The sequence below is a fragment of the Variovorax sp. Root473 genome (genome assembly GCF_001426505.1).
Taxonomy (GTDB): domain Bacteria; phylum Pseudomonadota; class Gammaproteobacteria; order Burkholderiales; family Burkholderiaceae_C; genus Variovorax.
The window spans coordinates 18,601-39,476 of sequence record NZ_LMEV01000002.1; the positions used below are offsets into that span (position 1 = coordinate 18,601).

General features: G+C 67.1%; 19 protein-coding genes and 2 pseudogenes. 6 read left to right on the forward strand and 15 right to left on the reverse strand.

What is annotated here, in order from left to right; all coding sequences use genetic code 11:
* Positions 1 to 3 precede the first annotated feature (3 nt).
* Together ASD34_RS02835 and ASD34_RS02840 are read right to left on the reverse strand one after the other, a co-directional pair.
* Complete coding sequence (locus tag ASD34_RS02835) at positions 4 to 1,230, reverse strand: ABC transporter substrate-binding protein (RefSeq protein ID WP_162248681.1); 1,227 nt, start codon at positions 1,228 to 1,230, stop codon at positions 4 to 6.
* Between the two features lie 221 nt (positions 1,231 to 1,451).
* Positions 1,452 to 2,357 carry a LysR family transcriptional regulator gene (locus ASD34_RS02840; protein WP_056572514.1) on the reverse strand — a complete coding sequence of 302 codons (906 nt, stop codon included), beginning with the start codon at positions 2,355 to 2,357 and terminating at the stop codon, positions 1,452 to 1,454.
* Between the two features lie 135 nt (positions 2,358 to 2,492).
* Between ASD34_RS02840 and ASD34_RS02845 the strand changes: the two genes are divergently transcribed.
* Both ASD34_RS02845 and ASD34_RS02850 read left to right on the forward strand, forming a co-directional pair.
* Positions 2,493 to 3,563, forward strand: coding sequence for a phosphotransferase (locus tag ASD34_RS02845; RefSeq protein ID WP_056572517.1), 1,071 nt, complete (start codon positions 2,493 to 2,495; stop codon positions 3,561 to 3,563).
* Positions 3,564 to 3,572: 9 nt separating this feature from the next.
* Positions 3,573 to 4,277, forward strand: a complete 705-nt coding sequence (locus ASD34_RS02850; protein WP_056572519.1) for a hypothetical protein — start codon at positions 3,573 to 3,575, stop codon at positions 4,275 to 4,277.
* Between the two features lie 133 nt (positions 4,278 to 4,410).
* Here ASD34_RS02850 and ASD34_RS02855 read toward each other — a convergent pair whose 3' ends face one another.
* The gene (locus ASD34_RS02855) at positions 4,411 to 5,673 is read right to left on the reverse strand and encodes an enoyl-CoA hydratase-related protein (protein ID WP_056572521.1); all 1,263 of its coding nucleotides are present in this window, start codon (positions 5,671 to 5,673) and stop codon (positions 4,411 to 4,413) included.
* A 173-nt stretch (positions 5,674 to 5,846) separates the two neighbouring features.
* Between ASD34_RS02855 and ASD34_RS02860 the strand changes: the two genes are divergently transcribed.
* A complete protein-coding gene (locus ASD34_RS02860) occupies positions 5,847 to 6,305 on the forward strand; it encodes a MaoC family dehydratase (RefSeq protein WP_056572523.1) in 459 nt (152 codons plus the stop codon).
* 41 nt (positions 6,306 to 6,346) lie between these two features.
* Entirely contained in the window at positions 6,347 to 7,591 is a 1,245-nt protein-coding gene (locus tag ASD34_RS02865; protein WP_056572525.1) for an acyl-CoA dehydrogenase family protein, read from the forward strand.
* A gap of 21 nt (positions 7,592 to 7,612) precedes the next feature.
* Here the strand turns inward: ASD34_RS02865 and ASD34_RS02870 are convergent, their stop codons facing one another.
* From ASD34_RS02870 to ASD34_RS02895, 6 genes are all read right to left on the reverse strand, one after another.
* A complete protein-coding gene (locus tag ASD34_RS02870; RefSeq protein WP_056572527.1) occupies positions 7,613 to 9,280 on the reverse strand; it encodes an AMP-binding protein in 1,668 nt (555 codons plus the stop codon).
* A gap of 231 nt (positions 9,281 to 9,511) precedes the next feature.
* Complete coding sequence (locus ASD34_RS02875; RefSeq protein ID WP_056572529.1) at positions 9,512 to 10,252, reverse strand: GntR family transcriptional regulator; 741 nt, start codon at positions 10,250 to 10,252, stop codon at positions 9,512 to 9,514.
* 69 nt (positions 10,253 to 10,321) lie between these two features.
* A complete protein-coding gene (locus ASD34_RS02880) occupies positions 10,322 to 11,140 on the reverse strand; it encodes an enoyl-CoA hydratase (RefSeq protein WP_056572530.1) in 819 nt (272 codons plus the stop codon).
* Between the two features lie 31 nt (positions 11,141 to 11,171).
* Positions 11,172 to 11,942, reverse strand: coding sequence for an SDR family NAD(P)-dependent oxidoreductase (locus tag ASD34_RS02885; protein ID WP_056572532.1), 771 nt, complete (start codon positions 11,940 to 11,942; stop codon positions 11,172 to 11,174).
* Positions 11,943 to 11,956: 14 nt separating this feature from the next.
* Positions 11,957 to 12,754, reverse strand: a complete 798-nt coding sequence (locus ASD34_RS02890) for an enoyl-CoA hydratase-related protein (RefSeq protein WP_056572535.1) — start codon at positions 12,752 to 12,754, stop codon at positions 11,957 to 11,959.
* A 35-nt stretch (positions 12,755 to 12,789) separates the two neighbouring features.
* The gene (locus tag ASD34_RS02895; RefSeq protein WP_056572537.1) at positions 12,790 to 13,980 is read right to left on the reverse strand and encodes a CaiB/BaiF CoA transferase family protein; all 1,191 of its coding nucleotides are present in this window, start codon (positions 13,978 to 13,980) and stop codon (positions 12,790 to 12,792) included.
* 92 nt (positions 13,981 to 14,072) lie between these two features.
* Here ASD34_RS02895 and ASD34_RS02900 point away from each other — a divergent pair, with 92 nt between their 5' ends.
* Both ASD34_RS02900 and ASD34_RS02905 read left to right on the forward strand, forming a co-directional pair.
* Positions 14,073 to 14,903, forward strand: coding sequence for a VOC family protein (locus tag ASD34_RS02900; protein ID WP_056572538.1), 831 nt, complete (start codon positions 14,073 to 14,075; stop codon positions 14,901 to 14,903).
* Positions 14,904 to 14,918: 15 nt separating this feature from the next.
* The gene (locus tag ASD34_RS02905; protein ID WP_056572540.1) at positions 14,919 to 16,115 is read left to right on the forward strand and encodes an acyl-CoA dehydrogenase family protein; all 1,197 of its coding nucleotides are present in this window, start codon (positions 14,919 to 14,921) and stop codon (positions 16,113 to 16,115) included.
* An 84-nt stretch (positions 16,116 to 16,199) separates the two neighbouring features.
* Here the strand turns inward: ASD34_RS02905 and ASD34_RS02910 are convergent.
* The 6 genes and pseudogenes from ASD34_RS02910 to ASD34_RS28045 form a co-directional block, all read right to left on the reverse strand.
* Positions 16,200 to 17,421 (reverse strand): annotated as a pseudogene (locus ASD34_RS02910) (tripartite tricarboxylate transporter permease); the annotation flags it as partial.
* Between the two features lies 1 nt (position 17,422).
* Positions 17,423 to 17,647: pseudogene (locus ASD34_RS28040) on the reverse strand (tripartite tricarboxylate transporter permease); the annotation flags it as partial.
* Positions 17,648 to 17,680: 33 nt separating this feature from the next.
* Positions 17,681 to 18,169 carry a tripartite tricarboxylate transporter TctB family protein gene (locus ASD34_RS02915; RefSeq protein ID WP_056572542.1) on the reverse strand — a complete coding sequence of 163 codons (489 nt, stop codon included), beginning with the start codon at positions 18,167 to 18,169 and terminating at the stop codon, positions 17,681 to 17,683.
* A gap of 150 nt (positions 18,170 to 18,319) precedes the next feature.
* Positions 18,320 to 19,711 (reverse strand): ATP-binding protein, encoded by a 1,392-nt coding sequence (locus ASD34_RS02920; protein WP_056572544.1) that lies wholly within the window; start codon positions 19,709 to 19,711, stop codon positions 18,320 to 18,322.
* Positions 19,708 to 20,409 (reverse strand): response regulator transcription factor, encoded by a 702-nt coding sequence (locus ASD34_RS02925; RefSeq protein ID WP_056572546.1) that lies wholly within the window; start codon positions 20,407 to 20,409, stop codon positions 19,708 to 19,710. Before ASD34_RS02925 ends, ASD34_RS02920 begins: the two co-directional genes overlap by 4 nt.
* Before the next feature lie 103 nt (positions 20,410 to 20,512).
* A complete protein-coding gene (locus ASD34_RS28045) occupies positions 20,513 to 20,734 on the reverse strand; it encodes a hypothetical protein (protein WP_056572548.1) in 222 nt (73 codons plus the stop codon).
* Positions 20,735 to 20,876 lie beyond the last annotated feature (142 nt).

The following is a 20,876-nucleotide window of genomic DNA, read 5'->3' on the forward strand; positions in this document are numbered from 1 at the left end:
TCCTCACAGAGCGATGGCTTTGCCTGCCGATGGCGGCTCCGCCACGTCGGCCTCGTTGTAGGCCATGGCATCGACGATGCCGTAGCCCGGATCCGCGTCGCGCGCCCCCACCTTGGCGATGTAGGCGGTGCCCAGACCCTGGTGGTCTTCCTTGCGCACGTGGTAGCTGCCCACCGCGGTGTCGAAGGTCAGGCCTTCGAGCGCAGCGATGACGGCATCGGTCTGCGTGTCGCCCGCCTTCTGGATCGCATGGAACAGCCCCAGTGCGCAGCGATGGCTCGACTGCACGATGCTCGGCGGGTTCCTGTCGCCGGTGAGCTTCACGTAGCCGTCGTACAGCGGTGCGCTCAAGGGGTTGCGCTTGCCGGCCTCGGTGCCCGGCACCCAGTAGCTGATGCTCCAGAGGTTGGCCGGGGTCGACTTCTGCATCGCCTTGGCGATCATCAGTTCGGTGCCCGCGTCACCGATGACCTTGAACTTGCGGTCCATGCCCACCGAGCGCCCCTGCTGCAGCAGGCTGATGCAGGGCGCGGCCGTGAGACCGACGAACAGGCCCTGCGACGATGCGTTCATCAGGCTGTTGATCTCGACCCTGTAGTCGGCTTTGTTGAGGCTTGCGAACACCGGTGGGAGCACATTCACCTCGCGCCCCGCCTTGGCTGCCGCACGCTGGACGCCGAGCGTGAAGAAGCGCGCCATGTCGCGGCCGTTCTCGCTGTCGGGCACGATGCATGACCAGGACTTCACCTCTGCGAAGCGCTCGGTCAGCATGTTGCCGATGCCCGCGAAGGCGATGTAGGCGTTCCACGACAGGCGAAAGAAGTTGCGGCTGAAGTTCTCGTGCGTGAGCGACATCACCGTCGGGCACGGCGCGACCATCATCGCCTTGAGCTCGGGCAGGATCGGCGCGGTGGCCAGCGCCATCGGCGACTGTGAGCCGCCGATCAGCAGATTGACGCCGCTGCCGGCCAGCTCGCGCGCCGCGGCCACGGCCCCCGCGCTGGTGAACTTGTCGTCGCGCACGACCAGTTCGATGGGGCGCTTGAGCACGCCGCCCTTCGCGTTCCACTGCTCAGTGGCCACCTTGGCCCCCGCAAGCCAGGCCGCGCCGGCTTCCGCGCCGATGCCGCTCATCGGCAGCATCACGCCGATGCGCACCGGGCCTGACTGCGCACGTGCGTTCAGTGCCGGCCAGCCGAGCACGCCAGCCGCGGCGGCTGTAGCCCGCATGAAATGACGCCTTCTCATAGCCATCGTGTCTCCTTCGGGTGATGCGCGGCCTGCCTAGGTCGACGCGTTATTTGTTATAACAGATGTCAATTTAAGGCGAGAGCCGATCGCATGCCACTGGCGTAAACCCGAATGCGCGGCACAGTGCAGCGCCCACGGCATTGCGCCGAGTTCGCCATCGGAAGCAAGGAAGCGAAGAAGCGAAAGAAAAAGCGCGCTGTTCAACGCGCGAGACAGCGCAGCAGCACCGAGCGCAACCAGCGGTTGCCCGCGTCGTTGTCGGTGCTGGCGTGCCAGTACATGTAGGCGTCCATCGACGACAGCGGCACCGGGAAGGCCATCACCTGGTTCCCGAACTGGCGGTTCGCCACATGGGCGTAGCTCTCGGGCATGGTGAGCAGCAGGTCGGTTTCCGACACCGTGCGGCAGGCCGCGAAGTAGAACTGGCAGCGCAGCGCCACCTGGCGCTGCACACCCATGCGGCGCAGTTCGATGTCTTCGAAGCCGGGCCCCTGCCGGCGTGAGGTGACCAGGATGTGGCGCTCGGCAAGGTAGGTGTCCAGCGCGATCGCGCCATCGACGATGGCCGGATGCCCCTTGCGCGCCACCACCGCCATGCCGTCGACACTGATGCGCTTGACCTTCACCGCGTCCGACAGCGGCAGCAGCACGTCGAGTGCCACGTCGAGCGTGCCCGCCGCAAGTTCGCTTTCCAGGCTGCGTCGGTTGGCGCGCACGCTGGAGACCTCGACGCCCGGCGACTCGAGGGCCAGCGACTTCATCAGCGGCGGCATCACGGTCGATTCCATGAAGTCCCGAAGTCCCACCACGAAGCGCTTCTTCGCGCTCGCGGGCTCGAAACTCTGTGTGTCATTGAGCAGCGAGCCGATCGATTGCAACGAGCCGCGCAGCGGGTCGATCAGCCGCTTGGCGAGTGGTGTCGGCACCATCCGGTGGCCCTGGCGTTCGAAGAGCGGATCATTGAACAGGTCGCGCAGCCGGGCCAGCGCATGGCTGATGGCCGGCTGGGTCAGGTGCAGCTTCTCGGCCGCCTTGGTGATGCCGCCTTCGGTGTAGATCGTGTCCAGCACCACGAGCAAATTGAGATCGACGCGCGAGATATGCATTTGCCGTATCCAGGTCCATTCGAAGCATTCATTGGCCGCCGTGGCCCCTTGCTCTTAGGCTGCGGCCTGGACCAACACGCGCCATCATGCCGTGAGTTGTTGCTCACGCGCATTCACCGAGGAGACAGGGCCCCCATGACCAGCAGCGAACAGTTCGCAGGCACCACCGATGTGCGGCAGCAGCACCGCTTCGATGAGACGGCGCTGCGGCACTGGTTCGCCGCGCAGGTGGACCCGGGCGCGAACGCCGGGTTTCGCATTTCCCAGTTCAAGGGCGGCCAATCGAACCCGACCTTCCTGCTCGAGACGCCCAATCGGCGCTACGTGCTGCGACGCAAGCCCCCGGGCGTTCTGCTGCCCTCCGCGCATGCGGTGGAGCGCGAGTTCCGCGTCATGCGTGCGCTCGCGGGCACGCCCGTGCCCGTGCCTCGCGTGCATGCGCTGTGCGAAGACCCGGGCGTGATCGGCAGCGCCTTCTATGTGATGGACCATCTCGACGGCCGCATCTTCTGGGACCCGAAGCTGCCCGCCCAGTCCCCCGCCGAGCGCACGGCGATCTGCGACGAGATGAACCGCGTGCAGGCCGCGCTGCACGACGTCGACGTGGGCGCCGTGGGCCTGGGCGACTACGGCCGGCCGGGCAGCTACATCGAGCGACAGGTCGCGCGCTGGAGCAAGCAGTACCGCGCGAGTGAAACCGAGCGGATCGACGCGATGGAGGCACTGATCGACTGGCTTCCCGGACACCTGCCGCCCGAACATGCCGCGCGCATCGTGCACGGCGACTTCCGGCTCGACAACCTGGTGTTCGCGCACGACGCGCCCCGCGTCATCGCAGTGCTCGACTGGGAACTCTCGACACTGGGAGACCCGATCGCCGACTTTGCCTACCACTGCATGGCCTGGCAACTGCCGCCGCCGTTTCGCGGACTCGGTGACCTGGACACGCAGCAGCTCGCCGCGCGCGGACTGCCGTCCGAAGCCGCCTATGTGGCGCGCTATTGCGAGCGCCGCGGGCTGCAGCCGGTAGAGCCGCAGAATTGGCGCTTCTACACCGCCTTCAACCTGTTCCGGGCCGCCGCCATCGCGCAGGGCATCATGGGCCGCGCGCTGGCCGGCAATGCGTCGAACGCACATGCGCTCGATGCCGGGCGGCAGGCGCGCCAGCTGGCTGAACTCGGCTGGCAACGCGCGGCGCAGGCCTGAGTGCACGCCATGGCCAGCCCGCCGCTCATGCCCTACCTGCACGGCTTGCGCCTGGCGGTGACCGACGGCGCTTCCGCGCTGGCGCTTTTCGAGCGCGTGTTCGCAGCGCCGCTCGCGGAGCCAGCCTCGCCGCGTGATACCGCGCGATGGCCACGGCTGCAGCTCGGCGGCCCGTGGCTGGAGCTGCGCGCCGCGCCTGGCGACACGCTCGACCTGCGATGCAGGGATCTCGCTCGTCAGCGAACCCATCTGCAGCGCCTTGGCATCGAACCGCTCGACGGCATGGCGCTGGGCTGCACCCCGTGCCTGCGGCTGGAGGCGGTGGACACCGGTGCCTGTACGGTCGACCTGCGCGAAGCCGCGCCGGCCTCTGCGCACGACACCACACCGACGCGCGGGGTGCGGCTTTGCAGCCTGACGCTGTCGGTGCGCTCGCCCGAGCGTGTGGCGCTTCATTGGGCGCAGCTTTTTCACGCGCCGTCCGGCCGCGATGCGCACGGGCTGCCGGCCCTCGCGCTCGGCCGCTTCGACTTGCGCTTCGCGCTCGCATCCGACGGCGTCAGTGCAGTGACGGGCCTGGATTTCAGCGTGGACGACATGGATGCGGTGCTGCGCGATGCGACGTCGCACGGGCTCTCCATCCGGCGTCAAGGAACGCGGCACGCTGCGTTCGATGCATGCGGCATCCGGTTCGTCGTGCGGCCGGTGCTCTAGCGCCGACATTGCTCAGCGGAGGCTGAAAGATTCCCCTGCGCGAATGATCCTGCTCAAGAACCTCGCGCCCCCATGAACACGTCCGCGCCTGCCGGGCCTCACCGCCGGGTCGAGTCGTCATCGCTCCGATCCATCAGACGCCGGGATTGGACACCTCATCCCCCGGCAATTCGCAGATCCCTGCCCGCGCGCCGTAGTACATCGGCCCGCCGCGCCAGCGAGGGAATCCTTCGGTCGCAACAAACATGCAGTCGATGTGGCTCGCGTGCGCGGCCACCCCCTCGCCGATCAGGCGCGTGCCCTCGTCCACCATCGCGCGCATGAGCCGGTGCACGATCTGGTCGTCGTCGATCGGACGCGAAGGGGCTGCTGCCGGGGACTCGGCCGTTGAAACCCCAAGCGCGGGGGCGAAGCCGAACTCGCGCATCGCGCGGTCGATGGCGCGTGCGTCCACGCCTTGCGCCATCAACTGCCGCGCCGCTTCGCGACAGCGCGCGAGCATGCGCTCGACAATGACTGCGTCGCCGGGCCCCGCTGCCTTCTTTGCCGCGCGCTCCGAGAAGAACGCGTAGCGCAATGCCGCGCTCTGCGGCGTCCACACCAGTTCGGTCACGGCCTCGCGCTCGAAGGCCACTGCGGCATCGAACGGCAGCCGCACCGATTGCGCCACGCAGTCCAGGCAGCGCAGCGGCGCGGGGCAGTGCTTCGAGCTCGCGGCGACCGCTTGGCGTGCGAAATGCAGATAGCCCGTCGCGTCGGGATGGTCCACGCGAAGCTCGCGCGAGCGGGGCAGCGGGCGCACCCGCGCGATCTCTCCAGCGAACACGATCGCCGCGGCCACCACATCGAGTGGCGCCGTCGCAGGCACGAGCCGGTCGAACAGGCGCTGGCCGGGCAGCGCGAAGAGCGTCTCGGCCAGCACGGTGTCGCCGGTCACGATCATGTTGAGGGCCGGCTCCAGGCCGATCAGTCGGGGCAGCCGCTGTGTACCGGTCGCCCCCGGCAGGATGCCGATGCGCACCTCGGGCAACGCCACCTGCGTGCCGGTCTCGGCGATGCGGTAATGGCAACCCATCGCGAGCTCCAGCCCGCCACCCATCACCACGCCGTGGATCGCGGCCACCACCGGCTTCTCGCAGGCCTCCACCTGCGCAATCACGTCCACGAGCTCGGGCGCCGTCGTCGCCTCGGGCCGGTTGAACTCGCGGATGTCGGCACCGCCGCAGAAGGCCCGGCCGCGCCCTGCCAGCACGATCGCGAACACTGCGGCATCGGCCTCGGCGCGCCGGACAGCCTCGGCGATGAAGCGCCGATTGGCCAGCCCGAGGCTGTTGACGGGCGGGTTGTCCATGGTCAGAACGGCGACGCCGTCGCGCATTTCGTAGCTGGCGGTCACGATGTCCTTTCGGTGCGGAGGCACAAGCAGATTCGAACGACGATGTTCTTGCATGCGCACAGCCACGGCATCAACAAGCCGAATGCGCCGGATGAAAAGCCTTCATGCGGCACAGGCCCGTCGAGGGCCCGCAGGCGGCACCATAGGCACATCCTCATTTCAAGTGCCCCACCATGCCCTTGCTGAACCAAGACAACCTGCTCGACCTCGTCGGCCAATCCATCGGCACTTCGTCCTGGATCAAGGTAGAGCAGTCACGCATCGACGCGTTCGCGGAATGCACAGGCGATCGACAGTGGATTCACATCGACGTGGAACGCGCCAGGCGCGAAAGCCCGTTCGGGGCACCCGTTGCGCACGGCTTTCTCACGCTGTCGCTGCTTCCCATTGCGACCTACGAGCTGCTCAGCGGCCTGAACGCCACCCAATCGGTGAACTACGGCATCGACAAGCTTCGCTTCATGTCACCGGTTCTCGTGGGCTCGCGCGTGCGCAACCACATGAAGCTCCTCGCGGCCGAGCCGCGCGAAGACGGCTGGACGCTGCTGCGCACCGAGAACACAGTCGAGATCGAAGGCCAGACCAAGCCGGCGCTGGTCGCGGTTTCTCTGGGCCTGTTCTCCTGGTCCTGAATCGCCTTCCCACTTTTTCACACGCTCCCCCAAGGACACACATGGAATTCGCCTACAGCCCCAAGGTCCAGGACCTGCGCAAGCGCCTGCTCGCCTTCATGGACGCACACATCTACCCGAACGAGTTGCGTCGCGAGGAAGAAGCGCACCGCTCGTACCTGAACGCACAGAACGGTGGCAGCTACACCACGCTGCCCTTGATGGAAGAGCTCAAGCCCAAGGCGCGCGCGGCGGGCCTGTGGAACCTGTTCCTGCCCGAAGCGGAACATGGGGCGGGCCTGACCAACCTGGAGTACGCGCCGCTGTGCGAGATCATGGGCCGGCGCTACTGGAGCGCCGAGGCGTTCAACTGCAGCGCGCCCGACACCGGCAACACCGAGGTCATTGCACGCTACGGCTCGCCCGAGCAGCAGGCGCAATGGCTCAAGCCGCTGCTCGAAGGCGAGATCCGCTCGTCGTTCGCCATGACCGAACCGGCCGTGGCCTCGTCGGACGCCACCAACATCGAATGCAGCATTCGCCGCGATGGCAGCGACTACGTCATCAACGGACGCAAGTGGTACATCACCGGCGCCATGAACGAACGATGCAAGCTCTTCATCCTGATGGGCAAGACCGACCCGGACAACGCCGACCGGCACCGCCAGCAATCGATGATCATCGTGCCTCGCGACACCCCGGGCGTGACGGTGGTGCGCGACATGGCACTGATGGGTCACTACGACGCGCCCTTCGGCCATCCCGAGGTGCTGTTCGAGAACGTGCGGGTGCCGGCGTCGAACCTGCTGCTCGGGGAGGGCCGTGGGTTCGAGATTGCGCAGGGTCGGCTCGGGCCGGGCCGCATCCATCACTGCATGCGCATGATCGGCATGGCCGAGTCGGCGCTGGAGATGATGTGCGAGCGCGTGGTCTCGCGCGTGGCCTTCGGCAAGCCGCTGTCCGAGCAGGGCGTGTGGCGCGAGCGCATCGCCAAAGCGCGCATGCTGATCGACCAGACGCGCTGGATGGTGCTGCATGCGGCCTGGCGCATGGACACCGTGGGCAACAAGGTGGCAGCCAAGGAGATCGCGATGATCAAGGTGCTGGCGCCCAACAACTGCGTGCAGGTGATCGACGACGCGATGCAGGCCTTTGGCGCCGCGGGCCTCAGCCAGGACACGCTGCTGACCTCGTTCTATGCCTATGCGCGCCACCTGCGCGTGGCCGACGGCCCCGACGAGGTGCATCGCAATGCGATTGCAAAGCAGGAGCTCATGAGCTACCGCGCGCCGGCCGCTGCGCGCTGACCACGGCCCGGCGGGTCAGGGTCAGTTCAACGCCATCGGCGACGGCCCGGCCGGGTCCCGCAGCATGCGCCTCAGCACCTTGCCGTTCTCTGACGACGGCAGGCCGCTGCGGAAGATCACGCGGCGCGGCACCTTGTAGTGCGACATGTGCTGCAGGCACCATTCGATGATTTTCTGGTCGGCGCGGTCCTTCGGTTGGCCTGCACGCACCCGCGCGGCGGCCTCGTCCTTCAGCACCACGTAGGCCTGCACCGCCTCGCCGCGGTCAGGGTCGGGCAGGCCGACCACCGCGGCCTGGCGCACGTCGGGGTGCATGCCAAGGATCGCCTCGACCTCTTCCGGAAACACGCTGTAGCTCCAGACCTTGATCATCTCCTTGGTGCGCCCCAGGAACGTGAGGTAGCCCTCCTCGTCGACCACGCCCACGTCGCCGGTGCGCAGCCATCCGTCCTTCAGCATCGCCTCGGTGGCCTCGCGCTGCAGCCAGTAGCCCTTGTAGCGGATCGGCCCACGCAGCAGGATCTCGCCGCGCTGGCCCGGCGGCAGTTCGCGCCCGGTCTCGAGGTCGACGATGCGCAGCTCGACACCCGGCGCCGGCTTGCCGTTGGTGCCCCACTTGATGGCATCGGGCGGCATGAGGGTATCGCAGGTGTGGGTTTCACTCAGGCCGTAGCCGGCCTCGTAGACGAGGCAGCCGTTGGCGAAGCGGCTCCAGCGCGCGGCCAGCGCCTGCGACAGTGGCACGCCGAAGCTCGTGCCCACGGTGGTGCGCAGGGTCGACAGGTCATAGCTCGCCGCATCGTCACACGCCATGACCAGCGGCAGCGAGGGCGCCATCGTGTACCACCACGTCACCTTGCAGGCTTCGATCGCCTGCAGCACCGCGGTGGCGTCGAAGCGGTTGAGAAGCACCACGGTGGCACCGGCGTACACCGGCAGTGCCAGGCCGGTCATCGTTCCCGAAATGTGGTGCAGCGCGACGTCGGCCAGCATCACGTCGCCCGCGCGGATGCCGAAGCTGTCGGCGCTCACGGCCGTCTTGTACAGCGCGCACTCGTAGCTGATCATCGCGCCCTTGGGCAGGCCCGTGCTGCCGGATGTATAGGCCATCAGCGCCACGTCGTCCATGGCAATGGTGTCGACCGGCTCGAACGGCCCGGCCTCGGCGAGCGCATCCGCAAAGTCGATGGTGCAGGCCGGCAGCGGCGGCGCGCCTTCATGCGGCAGGCGCAGGCAGGGCGGCACGTCCATGGCCAGAGTGGCCGGCAGCATGTCGCCGCAGCGCACCGCGTACACGTGCGCCACGGTGCGCATCGCGTGCGAGCCCAGCACCACCTTGAGCAGTTCCTCGCCTGCGACGATGGCACTGGCGTCGAGCTCGCTGAGCTGGTGCTCCAGTTCGTAGGCCTGCGCATCGGGGTTGCACGGGCTCACGATGGCGCCGAGCTTCTGCACGCCGAAGTGCGCGATCAGGTACTGCGGGCAGTTGTGCAGGAAGAGCGCCACCACGTCGCCCTGCCCGATACCCCGGTCACGCAGGCTCTGCGCAAAGCGGTCGCTCAGGTCATCGAGTTCGGCCCACGAGATCCGGCGTCCGTACCAGATGACGGCGGGCTTGTCGGGTGTGCTTCGCGCATGAAGGCGCAGGTACTCGTGCAGCGGCCGCGGGCCGTGGCGGTAGGCGATCATTCTGGCGTGTCTCCGAGGCGGTCTGCTCGTCCGGGTGACCCTGCATGGCAGGGCTCCGGTTTGTGCGCCATCATGCGGCGAAGCGCCGGCCTCAGCAAGGCTGTGCCTGATGAATATTCGGCATGCATGTCCATCCGCCGGATGCATGGAAGGCGCGATGCGGCCACGTGCGTGACCTCGCCATTTTCCCTTTGCCCCCGCGCGCGGGGGGTGACCGCTCAAGCGGCCTGCTCAGGCGGCCTGGCTTGCTGCGGCTCGCCGTCCCGCAGCGCTCTTTCTTGCCGCCGCGGCAGGCGCACCGCCTTCTTGCGCGCTACGTTCGCGCAGGTAGGCCAGTATCGGCGCGGTCGTGCGATCGATCTCGTCGTGAATGCCGCGTCGCGCCACGTCGGCATCGTGCTTGCGAATGCCCCGCAGCACCATCAACTGCGGATGCTGTTTGCGTGGCTGGCCGAGCGTGTGGGTCTGCAGTGCCTTCATGAGCGGGCCACACTGGAGCCACAGGCCCTCGACCATGCGCTGCAGCACTGGCATGCGCGCCAGCGCATACACCTCCATGTGAAAGCGCTCTGCCTCGACCAGTTCGCCCGCGGTGTCGCCGGCCTCGCGCAGCGCGGCCATGCGGTCATGGATCGCCTCGAGCTTCTTCACATCCTCGGCGGTGGCGCGCGGCGCGGCACGCGCGGCCGCCTCGCCTTCGAGCATCAGCCGCAGCGTGCGAACCTCGGCGAAGCGTTCTTCGCTCATGACAGGCACACGCACCGAGTGATGGCCGACCTGTTCGAGCGCCTGTTCGGAGATCAGCCGCGCCAGCGCTTCTCGCACCGGCGTGGGGCTGATGCCCATCTCGGCGGCAAGATCGCGCAGCTTGAGCTTTTCGCCGGGCGCGAAGCGGCCCGCCTTGAGGTCGCGGCAGATGCGACCGTAGGCCTGCGCGTTGAGGCTGTCGCGCGTGAGAGGGGTGTCTTCCATAGGCTGGGTCGGCACGCGAAGCACGCGCCTTTTTAAATAGCTTATATGTTATTGCGCTTTTGTCCGGCTTCAATGTCCCGTGAACGCGGGCGGGCGTTTTTCCAGGAAATGCGCCACACCTTCACGAAAATCCTCGCTTGCAAACGAGGTCTGCATTTCCTCGTCCGCACGGCGCCATGCGGTGTCCAGGTCCTGGAACAGGCTGTCGTACACCTGGCGCTTGATCACGCCGATGGAGCGCGGCGACGCGTTTTGCGTCATGTCGTGCGCCATCGCCTGCACCTGGGCCAGGAAGCCTTGCGCGGGCAGTGGCTTCACGAGCCCCAGCGCCGCCGCCTCGGCCGTGACGATGGTGCGGCCCGACAGCAGCAGGTCGAGCGCGTTGGTCGGACCCACCAGGCGCGGCAGCATCCACGAGATGCCGTGCTCGGCAATCAGGCCGCGCCTGGAAAACGCGGTGGTGAGCTTCTGCCCCTCGGCCATGTAGCGGAAATCGCAGAACACCGCCATGCACAGGCCAATGCCCGCGACAGGTCCGTTGATGGCCGCGAAGATCGGCTTGCGCACGCGCAACAGGTAGCTGAAGCGCCAGGCGTAGTTGGCCTCGATGCCATCCTTGCGCGGCGCCGGGGACGGGGCGTTCGCATCCCCGGCAGCGGCGCCGGCGGCCCCCGCCTCGAGGATGTCCATGTCCGCTCCCGCGCAGAAGCCCCTTCCCGCGCCCGTGACCACGATGGCGCGTATCTGCTCATCGGCTTCGGCCGCTTCCACCGCCTGGCGGAATTCGCTTTCCATGCGGTGCGTCCACGCATTGAGCTTCTCGGGCCGGTTCAGCGTGAGCGTGAGCACGTGGTCTTCGGTGGCCACGGTGATGTCCTGGTAGGTCATGCGGAAAATCCTTTCGGGCGGTCGGGCCTCATCAGGCCTCGCCGCCGATGGTGGCACCGCCGTCGATGACGATGGTGGTGCCGGTGATGAAGCGCCCCGCGTCCGAGCCAAGGAGCAGCGCCGCGCCCGCAATGTCCTCCGGGTCGCCGATCGCGTTCAGCGGGCTCGACGCGAGCGCCGCCGCCAGCGTCTGCGGGTTGTCCCAAAGCGCCTTCGCGAAGTCGGTCTTGATGAGTCCCGGCGCGATGCAGTTGGTGCGCACGCCCTGCTTGCCCCATTCGAGCGCCAGGTTGCGCGCGAGCTGCATGTCGGCGGCCTTCGAGATCGCGTACGCGCCGAGCACGCGCGATCCGGTGAGTCCGGCGATCGAGCTGATGATGACGATCGAGCCCCCGCCGCGCTCGGCCATGCCCGGCGCGACGCGGTTCACCAGCCACAGGTTGGAGCGGATGTTGACGTCCATCACCTTCGAGAAGGCTTCGTCGCTGATGCCCGACATCGGGCCATAGTAGGGATTGACCGCCGCGTTGCACACCAGCACGTCGACCGGGCCGAAGGCCGCTTCCGTGCGGTCGACCAGCGCGGCCACCTGTTCCTTGCTGGAGATGTTGCACGGGATGGCCGTGGCCTCGAGTCCTTCGCCGCGCAGCTCGGCCACCAGGGCCTCGCAGGCCTCGGCCTTGCGACTGGTCACCACGACCCGTGCGCCCGCGCGGGCATAGGCAATGGCGATGGCTCGGCCGATGCCGCGCGACGATCCGGTGACGATGGCAGTCTTGCCCTTGAGCGAAAAGCGGTCCATGCGGTGTGTCTCCTTCAACGGTTGACGAACTTCGCAGCGCGCTTCTCGACAAACGCGCGCGCCGCTTCCTGATGGTCTTCGGTCATGCCGCACCGGATGTGGCGGATGGCCTCGTGGTCGAGCGCCTGCGCCAGCGTGGCGCCCTGCTCGGCCGCGTTCAGGTTGGCCTTGATGTGGCCGAGGGTGATCGACGGGCCATCGGCCAGCTGCTGTGCGAGTGCACGACCTTCGGCGTCGAGTTCGGCATCGGCCACGACACGCGTGACCAGCCCCATCTGCTGCGCCTCGTCGGCCTTCACCACCGGCGACAGCAGCGCGAACGCCCGCGCCCGCGGGCCGAGCAGCTTGGTCAGGAAGTACGTGCTGCCGAAGTCTCCCGACAGCCCCACCTTGACGAAGGCCGAGGTGAGCTTGACGGTATCGCTCGCCAGCAGCAGGTCGCAGGCGAGCGCAAGCGACAGGCCCGCGCCCGCAGCCGCGCCGCGCACCACGGCCACGGTGGGCTTGGGCATCTCGTGCAGCAGGCGCGCGCATTCCATGTGTTCACGCAGTTGCAGCGCGCGCGACTCCAGCGTGTGGCGCGCCCCGTCGTCCTCGGCCATCGCCTTCACGTCACCGCCCGCGCAGAACGCGCGACCAGCGCCGGTGAGCACCACCGCGCGCACCTCGGCGTCGACCGCTGCACGCCGCAGCGCCGCGAGCAGCGCCTCGGTCATCGGCACGGTCAGCGCGTTGAGGCGTTCGGGCCGGTTCATCGTGAGCGTGAGCACGCCACGCTCGAAGTGCTCGATGAGCTCCTGGGTCGTAGTCATCCTGGGTTTGTCTCCTGAAAAGTGAAGGGGAACATTCAGACGGCGCCGCCGGCATGCAGCGCGCGCATGCGCTCATCGCCGTAGCCGAGCCACTCTCGCAGCACTTGATCGCCGTGCGCGCCCACTGCCGGCATGGCGCTGCGAATCGACAAGGGCGTGTCCGAGAGATGGATGGTCACGCCCTGCACCGGCACCGGCACCGCGGTGTCGCCGAAGGGAATCTCGGCAATCGCGCCGCGGTGGCGAAGTTGCGGGTTCTCGACCACCTCGTCGATGGTGGCCACTTTGGCGCAAGGCACACCCTCGCGCTCCAGCAATGCAACGATCCGGTCGGCGTCGTGTTGCAGCATCCACTGGGCGACCAGGCCCTCGACGGCCTCTCGGTGTTCCATCCGCGAGGCCATCGACACGAAACGCGGATCGTCCAGCAACGCGGGTGCCTTCATCGCGCGCACCACGCGCGGGAACATGTTGTCGTCGCCCCCGACCATCAACACATAGCGGCCGTCACGGGAGGCAAAGGTGTTGGACGGCGCCACGAAGCGATCGCGGTTACCCACGCGCGTCATGGTGGTGCCGAAAAGCTTCTGCTGAGGAATCGCGGTCATCAGCATCGAGGTGGCGCTCTCCAGCAGCGACACGTCGACCAGTTGGCCCTTGCCCGAGGCGTGCCGCGCATTCAGTGCCGCCAGGATGCCAAGCGCGGCATACATGCCGGTGGTGTAGTCGCACATGAACGAGCCGATCATGGTGGGCGGACCATCCGCGGCACCGGTCAGGTCCATCAGGCCGCTCATGGCCTGCGCCACGCCGTCGAAGCACTGCTTTCCCGCAAGCGGCCCGTCTTGCCCAAAGCCGGAGATTCGCGCCATGACCAGGCGCGGATTGAGTGCGTGCACCGCCTCCCAGCCCAGCCCCATGCGCTCCATGGTGCCGGGGCGGAAATTTTCGATCAGCACGTCAGCCTGCCCGACGAGCTCGCGCAGCACGTGCACGCCGTCGGGGTGGCGCAAGTCGATGGCCAGGCTCTTCTTGTTGCGGTTGACCACGAAGCTGTAGAGGCTCTGGCCCTCCACTGCCGGGAGTGCCCGGCGCGCATATTCACCCTCGCCCGGTGGCTCGATTTTCACCACCTCGGCGCCCATGTCCGCGAGCATCATGGCGCCGTAGGGTCCGGCGATGAAGCGCGAAAGATCGAGCACGCGCAGTCCGGCAAGCGATGTCATGGGGTTGGCCTCTTCTCTTGATTTGTTTATTTGTTATATCATATTCAAAAATAGACGAGCCCGACAACCTGCAAGTGCAAGGAGACAACGTTTTGACCACGGCACCGAACACGACATCAACGGCGACGGCACCCTCGCCCTACCTGCGCTTGCGCCAGCTCTGCCTGGTGGCGCGCGAACTGGCTCCGGTGGAAGAAGATCTGTGCGCCGTGTTTGGCGTGCGCGTGTGCCACCGGGATCCGGAAGTGGGGCAGTTCGGCCTGCACAACGCCCTGATGCCGTTCGGCACCAGCTTCGTCGAGGTGGTGGCGCCACTCGCCCCGAACACTGCTGCCGGACGCTACCTGGAGCGGCGCCGCGGCGACGGCGGCTATATGGTGATCCTGGACAGCGAATCACTGCCGCGATGGCGCACGCACGTGGCACAGATCGGCGTGCGCATTGCCGCCCCGCTGGCGCTGGGCGACTACGAAGGGATGCAGTTGCATCCGCGCGACACGGGCGGTGCGCTGCTGGAGATCAACACGACCCTGAACGGCGCCGACCTGCAAGGCCCGTACTGGCCAGCCGGCCCGCACTGGCGCGACGCGGTTTCCCAGACGCGCGTGCGCGGCATCTCTGGCGCCGTGCTGCAGGCCGACGATCCTGCGGCGCTCGCCGAGCGCTGGGGCCGCATCCTGCAGCGACCCGCGCCGCGCGACCCGGCACAGGCCGGAACGTGGCAGCTGAAAGTGGACAACGCGACGCTGCGTTTCGTTCCACAGCGGGACGATCGCGGCGAGGGCCTGCGCGGCATCGTGGTGGACGCGCGCGAGCCCGAAGCGATTCGCGCTGCGGCAAAGGATCGCGGCCTCGAAGTCGACGCCGAAGGCGTGCATCTCGGCGGCGTGCATTTCATCCTGCGCGCGGCCACCACCGATTGAGAGGAGAAACACCCGATGGACCTGGCTTTCACCCCCGAGGAACGCGCGTTTTCCGATGAAGTGCGCACCTTCATCAAGAACAACCTGCCACCTGACATTGCACGCCGCGTGGCGCATGACCTGCACCTGCAGCGCGAGGACTTCATGCGCTGGCAGCAGATCCTTGGGCGCCGCGGATGGCACGCCTACACCTGGCCCACCTCGCAAGGTGGCCCCGGGTGGACCGCAACCCAGCGCTACATCTTCGAGACCATCAGCGCCGAGCTCGACTGCCCCACCATCCAACCGTTTGGCCCCCGCATGGTCGGACCGGTGATCTTCAATTTTGGCAACGAGGCGCAGAAGGCGCAGCATCTGCCGGGCATCCGCGACTCCACTGTGTGGTGGTGTCAGGGCTATTCGGAGCCGGCCTCGGGCTCCGATCTCGCCTCGCTTGCGACCCGCGCCGAGGATCGCGGCGACCACTACCTCGTCAATGGCCAGAAGATCTGGACCTCTTACGCCCACCATGCCGACTGGATGTTCTGCCTGGTGCGCACCAGCCGCGATGCCAAGGCACAACAAGGCATTTCCTTCGTGCTCATCGACATGAAGTCGCCCGGCATCGTGGTGCAACCCATCCCCATGCTCGAGGGCACGCATTCGTTCAACGCAGTGTTCCTGACCGACGTGAAGGTGCCCAAGGCCAATCTCGTGGGCGAGGAAGGCCAGGGCTGGCACTACGCCAAGTTTCTGCTTGAGCACGAACGCGTCGAAAACTCGAACATCGGCTTCTCGACCTTCGCGATGCGCCGGCTGCATCGGATCGCTTCGGCCACGCTGCACCGTGGCCGGCCGCTGATCGAAGACCCGGTGTTCCGATCCAGGGTGTCGGCCACCGAGGCCCAGCTCAAGGCGCTCGAGGTGACCACGCTGCGCGCGTTGTCGAGCATGGGCAGCGGCAGTTCGCCGGGCGCGGGGCTGGCCTCGGCCCTCAAGATCCGCGGCACCGAGATCGGCCAGCGCATCACCGAGCTGATCTTCGAGGCCGCCGGCCCCCAGAGCCAGATGCTCGACGTGGCCGAAGCCCGCGGCGAAGGCAACCTGGAGGGACTCGACGCGAGCCTGCATGGCGCGGCGCCCAACTACTTCTGGCGACGGGCGATGTCGATCTACGGCGGCAGCAACGAAATCCAGCGCAACATCATCGCCAAGCGAGAGTTGGGGCTGTAGCTGGTCGGCAGCGCCTTGTGCGCTGCACCCTCATAGGGCGTGTGTTCTCATTTCATCGGCAGATCGGCGAGCTGCGTTCAGGGTTCACTCTTCGACGAAGGCTTCCTCGCGCTTGGCTTTCACCGAAGGCAGCAGCACCACGATGAGCAGCAGCGCCGCCGCGGCCAGCAGCCCCGCCGACAGCGGCCGCATCACGAACACGCTCCAATCGCCACGCGACAGCAGCAGCGCGCGGCGCAGGTTCTCTTCCATCATCGGCCCGAGGATAAAACCCAGCAGCAATGGCGCGGGCTCGCACTTGAGCTTCAGGAACAGGTAGCCCACGATGCCGAAAATCGCAACCATCCACACATCGAAGGTGTTGTTGTTCTCCGAGTACACGCCCACCGCGCAGAACAGCACGATCGATGGAAAGAGCCACTTGTAGGGAATGGTCAGCAGCTTGATCCAGATGCCGATCATCGGCAGGTTCAGCACGATGAGCATCAGGTTGCCGATCCACATCGAGGCGATCAGGCCCCAGAAGAGTTCGGGGTTGCTGGTCATCACCTGCGGACCCGGCTGAATGTTGTGGATGGTCATCGCACCCACCATCAGCGCCATCACGGCATTGGGCGGGATGCCCAGCGTCAGCAGCGGAATGAAGGAGGTCTGCGCGCCGGCGTTGTTGGCCGACTCCGGTCCTGCCACGCCGCGGATGTTGCCCTTGCCGAAGGGCACCTCGCCCTGCTTGAGCTTGATACGTTTCTCGATGGTGTAGGCCGCGAAAGCCGACAGCAGCGCGCCGCCGCCCGGCAGGATGCCCAGTGCGGAACCAAGTGCCGTGCCGCGCAGCACGGCAGGCGTCATGCGCTTGAAGTCTTCCTTGGTGGGCCACAGGCCCTTGACCTTCGCAGTGAACACCTCGCGCTCATGCTCCGGCACCGCGAGGTTGGCAATGATCTCGCCATAGCCGAACACGCCCATGGCAATGGCGATGAAGCCGATGCCGTCGGTGAGCTCGGGAATGTCGAAGCTGTAGCGCGCCACGCCCGAGTTCACGTCGGTGCCCACGAGGCCCAGTGCCAGTCCAAGCAGGATCATCGTGATCGCCTTGAGCAACGAGCCCGAGGCCAGCACCACGGCGCCGATGAGGCCCAGGATCATCAGCGAGAAGTATTCGGCGGGGCCGAACTTGAAGGCCAGCTCGGTCAGCGGCGGCGCGAAGGCGGCAAGAATCAGCGTGCCGACGCAACCCGCGAAAAACGAGCCCAGGCCCGCAGCGGCGAGCGCCGGACCTGCACGGCCCTTGCGCGCCATCTGGTAGNGCCGCCGTATTGCGCGCCATAGTAGATACCGGCCAGCATGATCAGCGCCGACACAGGCGGCAGTGCATACGTGGCGGGCAGCAGCATCGCGATGGTCGCGACCGGACCGATGCCCGGCAGCACGCCGATCAGCGTGCCCAGCAGGCAGCCGACAAACGCATAGACAAGGTTCTGGGCGGTGAAAGCCACGCCAAAACCGATCGAAAGATTGGTAATCAGGTCCATTGTTCTCTTGGATTTCTTGTTGTTCTGCGCGGGTCAACCAGCGATGAAGGTGGGCCACACCTGGAACTGCAGCTTCAGCGCCACCACGAAGGCCAGGTAGCTGCCGAGCGCAAGCACGGTCGCCAGAAGGGTCACGCCCTTCCATCCGAAGCTGTCGCCCGCCAGGCTCGCGATGAAGGTCAGCGCATAGATCGCGACGATGAGCCCCATCGACGGCAGGCCGATGCTCGGCAGCCCTCCGAGCAGCACGCCGAAAACCAGGTTGGCGCCGATGATGAACAGCAGCGGCTTCCATGCGATGCGCCCCACGGGTTCGCCGTCGTCGGTCTCGACCGTGAGGGCCTTGAACGTGATCAGCACGCCCATGCATGCGATGAGGATGCCCACAATGAGCGGGAAGTAGCCGGGGCCCATGCGGGCGCCGGTGCCCACGTTGTAGGTCGTGGCGCCCCATGCGAAGGCCACGCCGAAGGCGCTGAAAAGGACGCCTGAGCAGAAGTCTCTCTGACTCTTGATTCTCACCGTTGATGTCTCCTGGAACTGCGTTGATCGGCACAGGTTGTGCGTCAGCGATCCTAGGAATTCAGCGCCGCCGTGTGTATGAACAAAGCATTGCCGTTTGGCAATGTTCGAGGCGCGAGGAGACGGCGAAGAACGATCCGAAAGGGCCGCTCAACTGTCAGCCGTCGGCAGGTCGATGCAAGCGCGCAGTCCCGGGCGGGCGTCGCTGAATTGCAGCCGCCCGCCATGCAGCGCCACCACCGCCTGCACGCTCGCCAGGCCCAGGCCGTGGCCCGGTGTGCTGCGGTCCAGGCGATGAAATCGCACGCCCAGGTGCTCGTACTCGGCGCTCGGAATGCCGGGGCCATCGTCCTGCACGACGAGTTGCGCACGCCCGTCGACCGTGTGCGTTCCCACGCGAACAGTTGCGCCCTTCCCTCCGTTTGCGGCGTACTTCAGCGCGTTGTCCAGCAGGTTGGCCGCCGCCCCCGCGAGCAGGTCGCGGTCGCCCAGCGCGACGGCATGGTCGGCGGGCTCGCGCAGCAGCGCAATGCCCTGCATTTCGGCCACCGCCTCGTACAGTTCCGCCACGTCGTCGGCAATGACGTGTAGCGCCACCGGCGCGAACTGCTGACGCCGTGCACCGGCCTCGACCTCGGCGATCTGCAGCAGCTTCTCGAACATCACGGCCAGCTCTTCCAGTTCGCGGATGGCGGTGGCCACGGACTCGCGCTGCGGCGCGTTCGCGCCGTCGAGCCCCACCTCCACCGCGCGCAGGCGCACCAGCACGCGCGTGAGTGGCGTGCGCAGGTCGTGCGCGATGGTGTTGGACACATGGCGCACGCCGTCCATCAGTGACTGGATGCGGTCGAGCATCGCGTTGATGTCCTGCTCAAGCAGGGCGAACTCGTCCTCCCGCCCCTCCTGCCCGGAGCGCGCCACGCGCTCCTGCAGTTCGCCCGCCGCGATGCGCGCGGCCGTGCGTCGCACCGCACCCACGCTGCGCTCCAGCTCCTGGCGGAAGACGAAGGTTCCACCGATGAGCAGCAGCACCGCCACGATGCCGGCCGCTGCGCTGGCGCTGGCCACCAGCGACTCGATCGACTCCTGGTCGCGCAGGTCGTGCCCCACCACGAGCATGCCGCCGTCGGGCAGCGGCCGCATCACGAGGTAGGCGATGACGGTCTGGCCCGCGCGCACCACGCGGCGGTGCACGCCGTCTCCTGCGTCGGGTGTCAGCGAAGGCATCTGATCGAGGTTGCCCGCGCGCCTGTTTCCCTCGCCGTCGGTGAGCAGGTAGATCTCGTTGTCCGAGTTGCGGCCATCGGACAGCGCATTGGCGATCTCGCCCGCCACGCCGTCGGTACCGCGTGCTTCATGGCGCACCATCAGCTGCTGCATGCTCGCGGCCACCTGTCGCACCATGCGCTGCTGCAACACGCCCACGGTCTGCATGTAGATGATCGCCAGTGCGGCCAGCATGGTGATGGCTACGAGCAGCCCGTAGTAGAAGGCGAGCCGAAAGCCGATCGAGCGCCACAACTGGCGCAGGGACCAGGTCATTGCGGCGCGGCCAATGTGTAGCCCACGCCACGCACGGTGTGGATCAGCGTCGGCGCGCCGCCCGCATCGAGCTTGCCGCGCAGGCGGCTCACCTGTACGTCGATGACGTTGGTCTGCGGGTCGAACTGATAGTCCCACACCGCCTCGAGCAGCATGGTCCGCGTGACCACCTGGCCCGGATGCATCATGAGATAGGCCAACAGCCTGAACTCGCGCGGCTGCAGCGCGATGGGCCGGCCGCCGCGCTCCACGTGGCGCCGCGCCAAGTCGAGCGTGAGGTCGGCCAGCTGTAGCGTGCGAATCTCGGGCCCGGTACGCGAGCGCCGCACCAGCGCCTCGGCACGCGCCGCGAGTTCGGAGAAGGCAAAAGGCTTGGCCAGGTAGTCGTCGCCACCGGCCTTGAGGCCGCGGACGCGCTCGTCGAGCGCGCTCAACGCGCTGAGCAGCAGCACCGGCGTCTTCTTGCCGAGGGCGCGCATCGCGGCCAGGATCGACAGGCCGTCCACGCCGTTGGGCAGCATGCGATCGAGGATGACGAGGTCCCACGGCTCGCCCGTGGCGCGCGCGAACGCATCCGCGCCATCGCGGCTGATCACCGCCACATGGCCAAGCGAACGGAAGCCTTCGGCGATGTAGCGCGCGTTGTCGGCATCGTCTTCGACGATGAGGCAGTTCCAGCTAACGGTGGGCCCAAGCACGTCAATCGGCCTTGCCACGACAAAAGATAACCATGGATGGCGGCGCCATTACGCTGTGCTCCTGGATTGCAGGAGCTTGCAGTTCAAACCCGCAAATCCTAGCTCAGCCTGGCGCAGGAAAGACCTGCACTTCATTACCATTTGCCCATGAAAGGGCCGGGTGCACGGCCTCGGCACATGTGAGCTGGCGCCTCGGCGCGCCGGTTTTGAGCAACTCGAGCAACATGTGCGGGCTGGCGGCGTGGATCGTGTTCATGCCGAAGAACAATGGGTCGCCGCCCGCGGGGATTCTTGCCACATTCGCGGCGGCGATGTTGCCGAACATCCCTGGTCGATTCTCCGCGATCACGGGCTGTCCGATCTGGACCCGCGAGCCGTTCGGCAAGCTGTCACGCTGCGCCGCCGGGAGGGAATCCGAGCACCAGCTTCAAGGGTCTGATGGGGTAGCTTTGTGCGGTGCGCCGAGC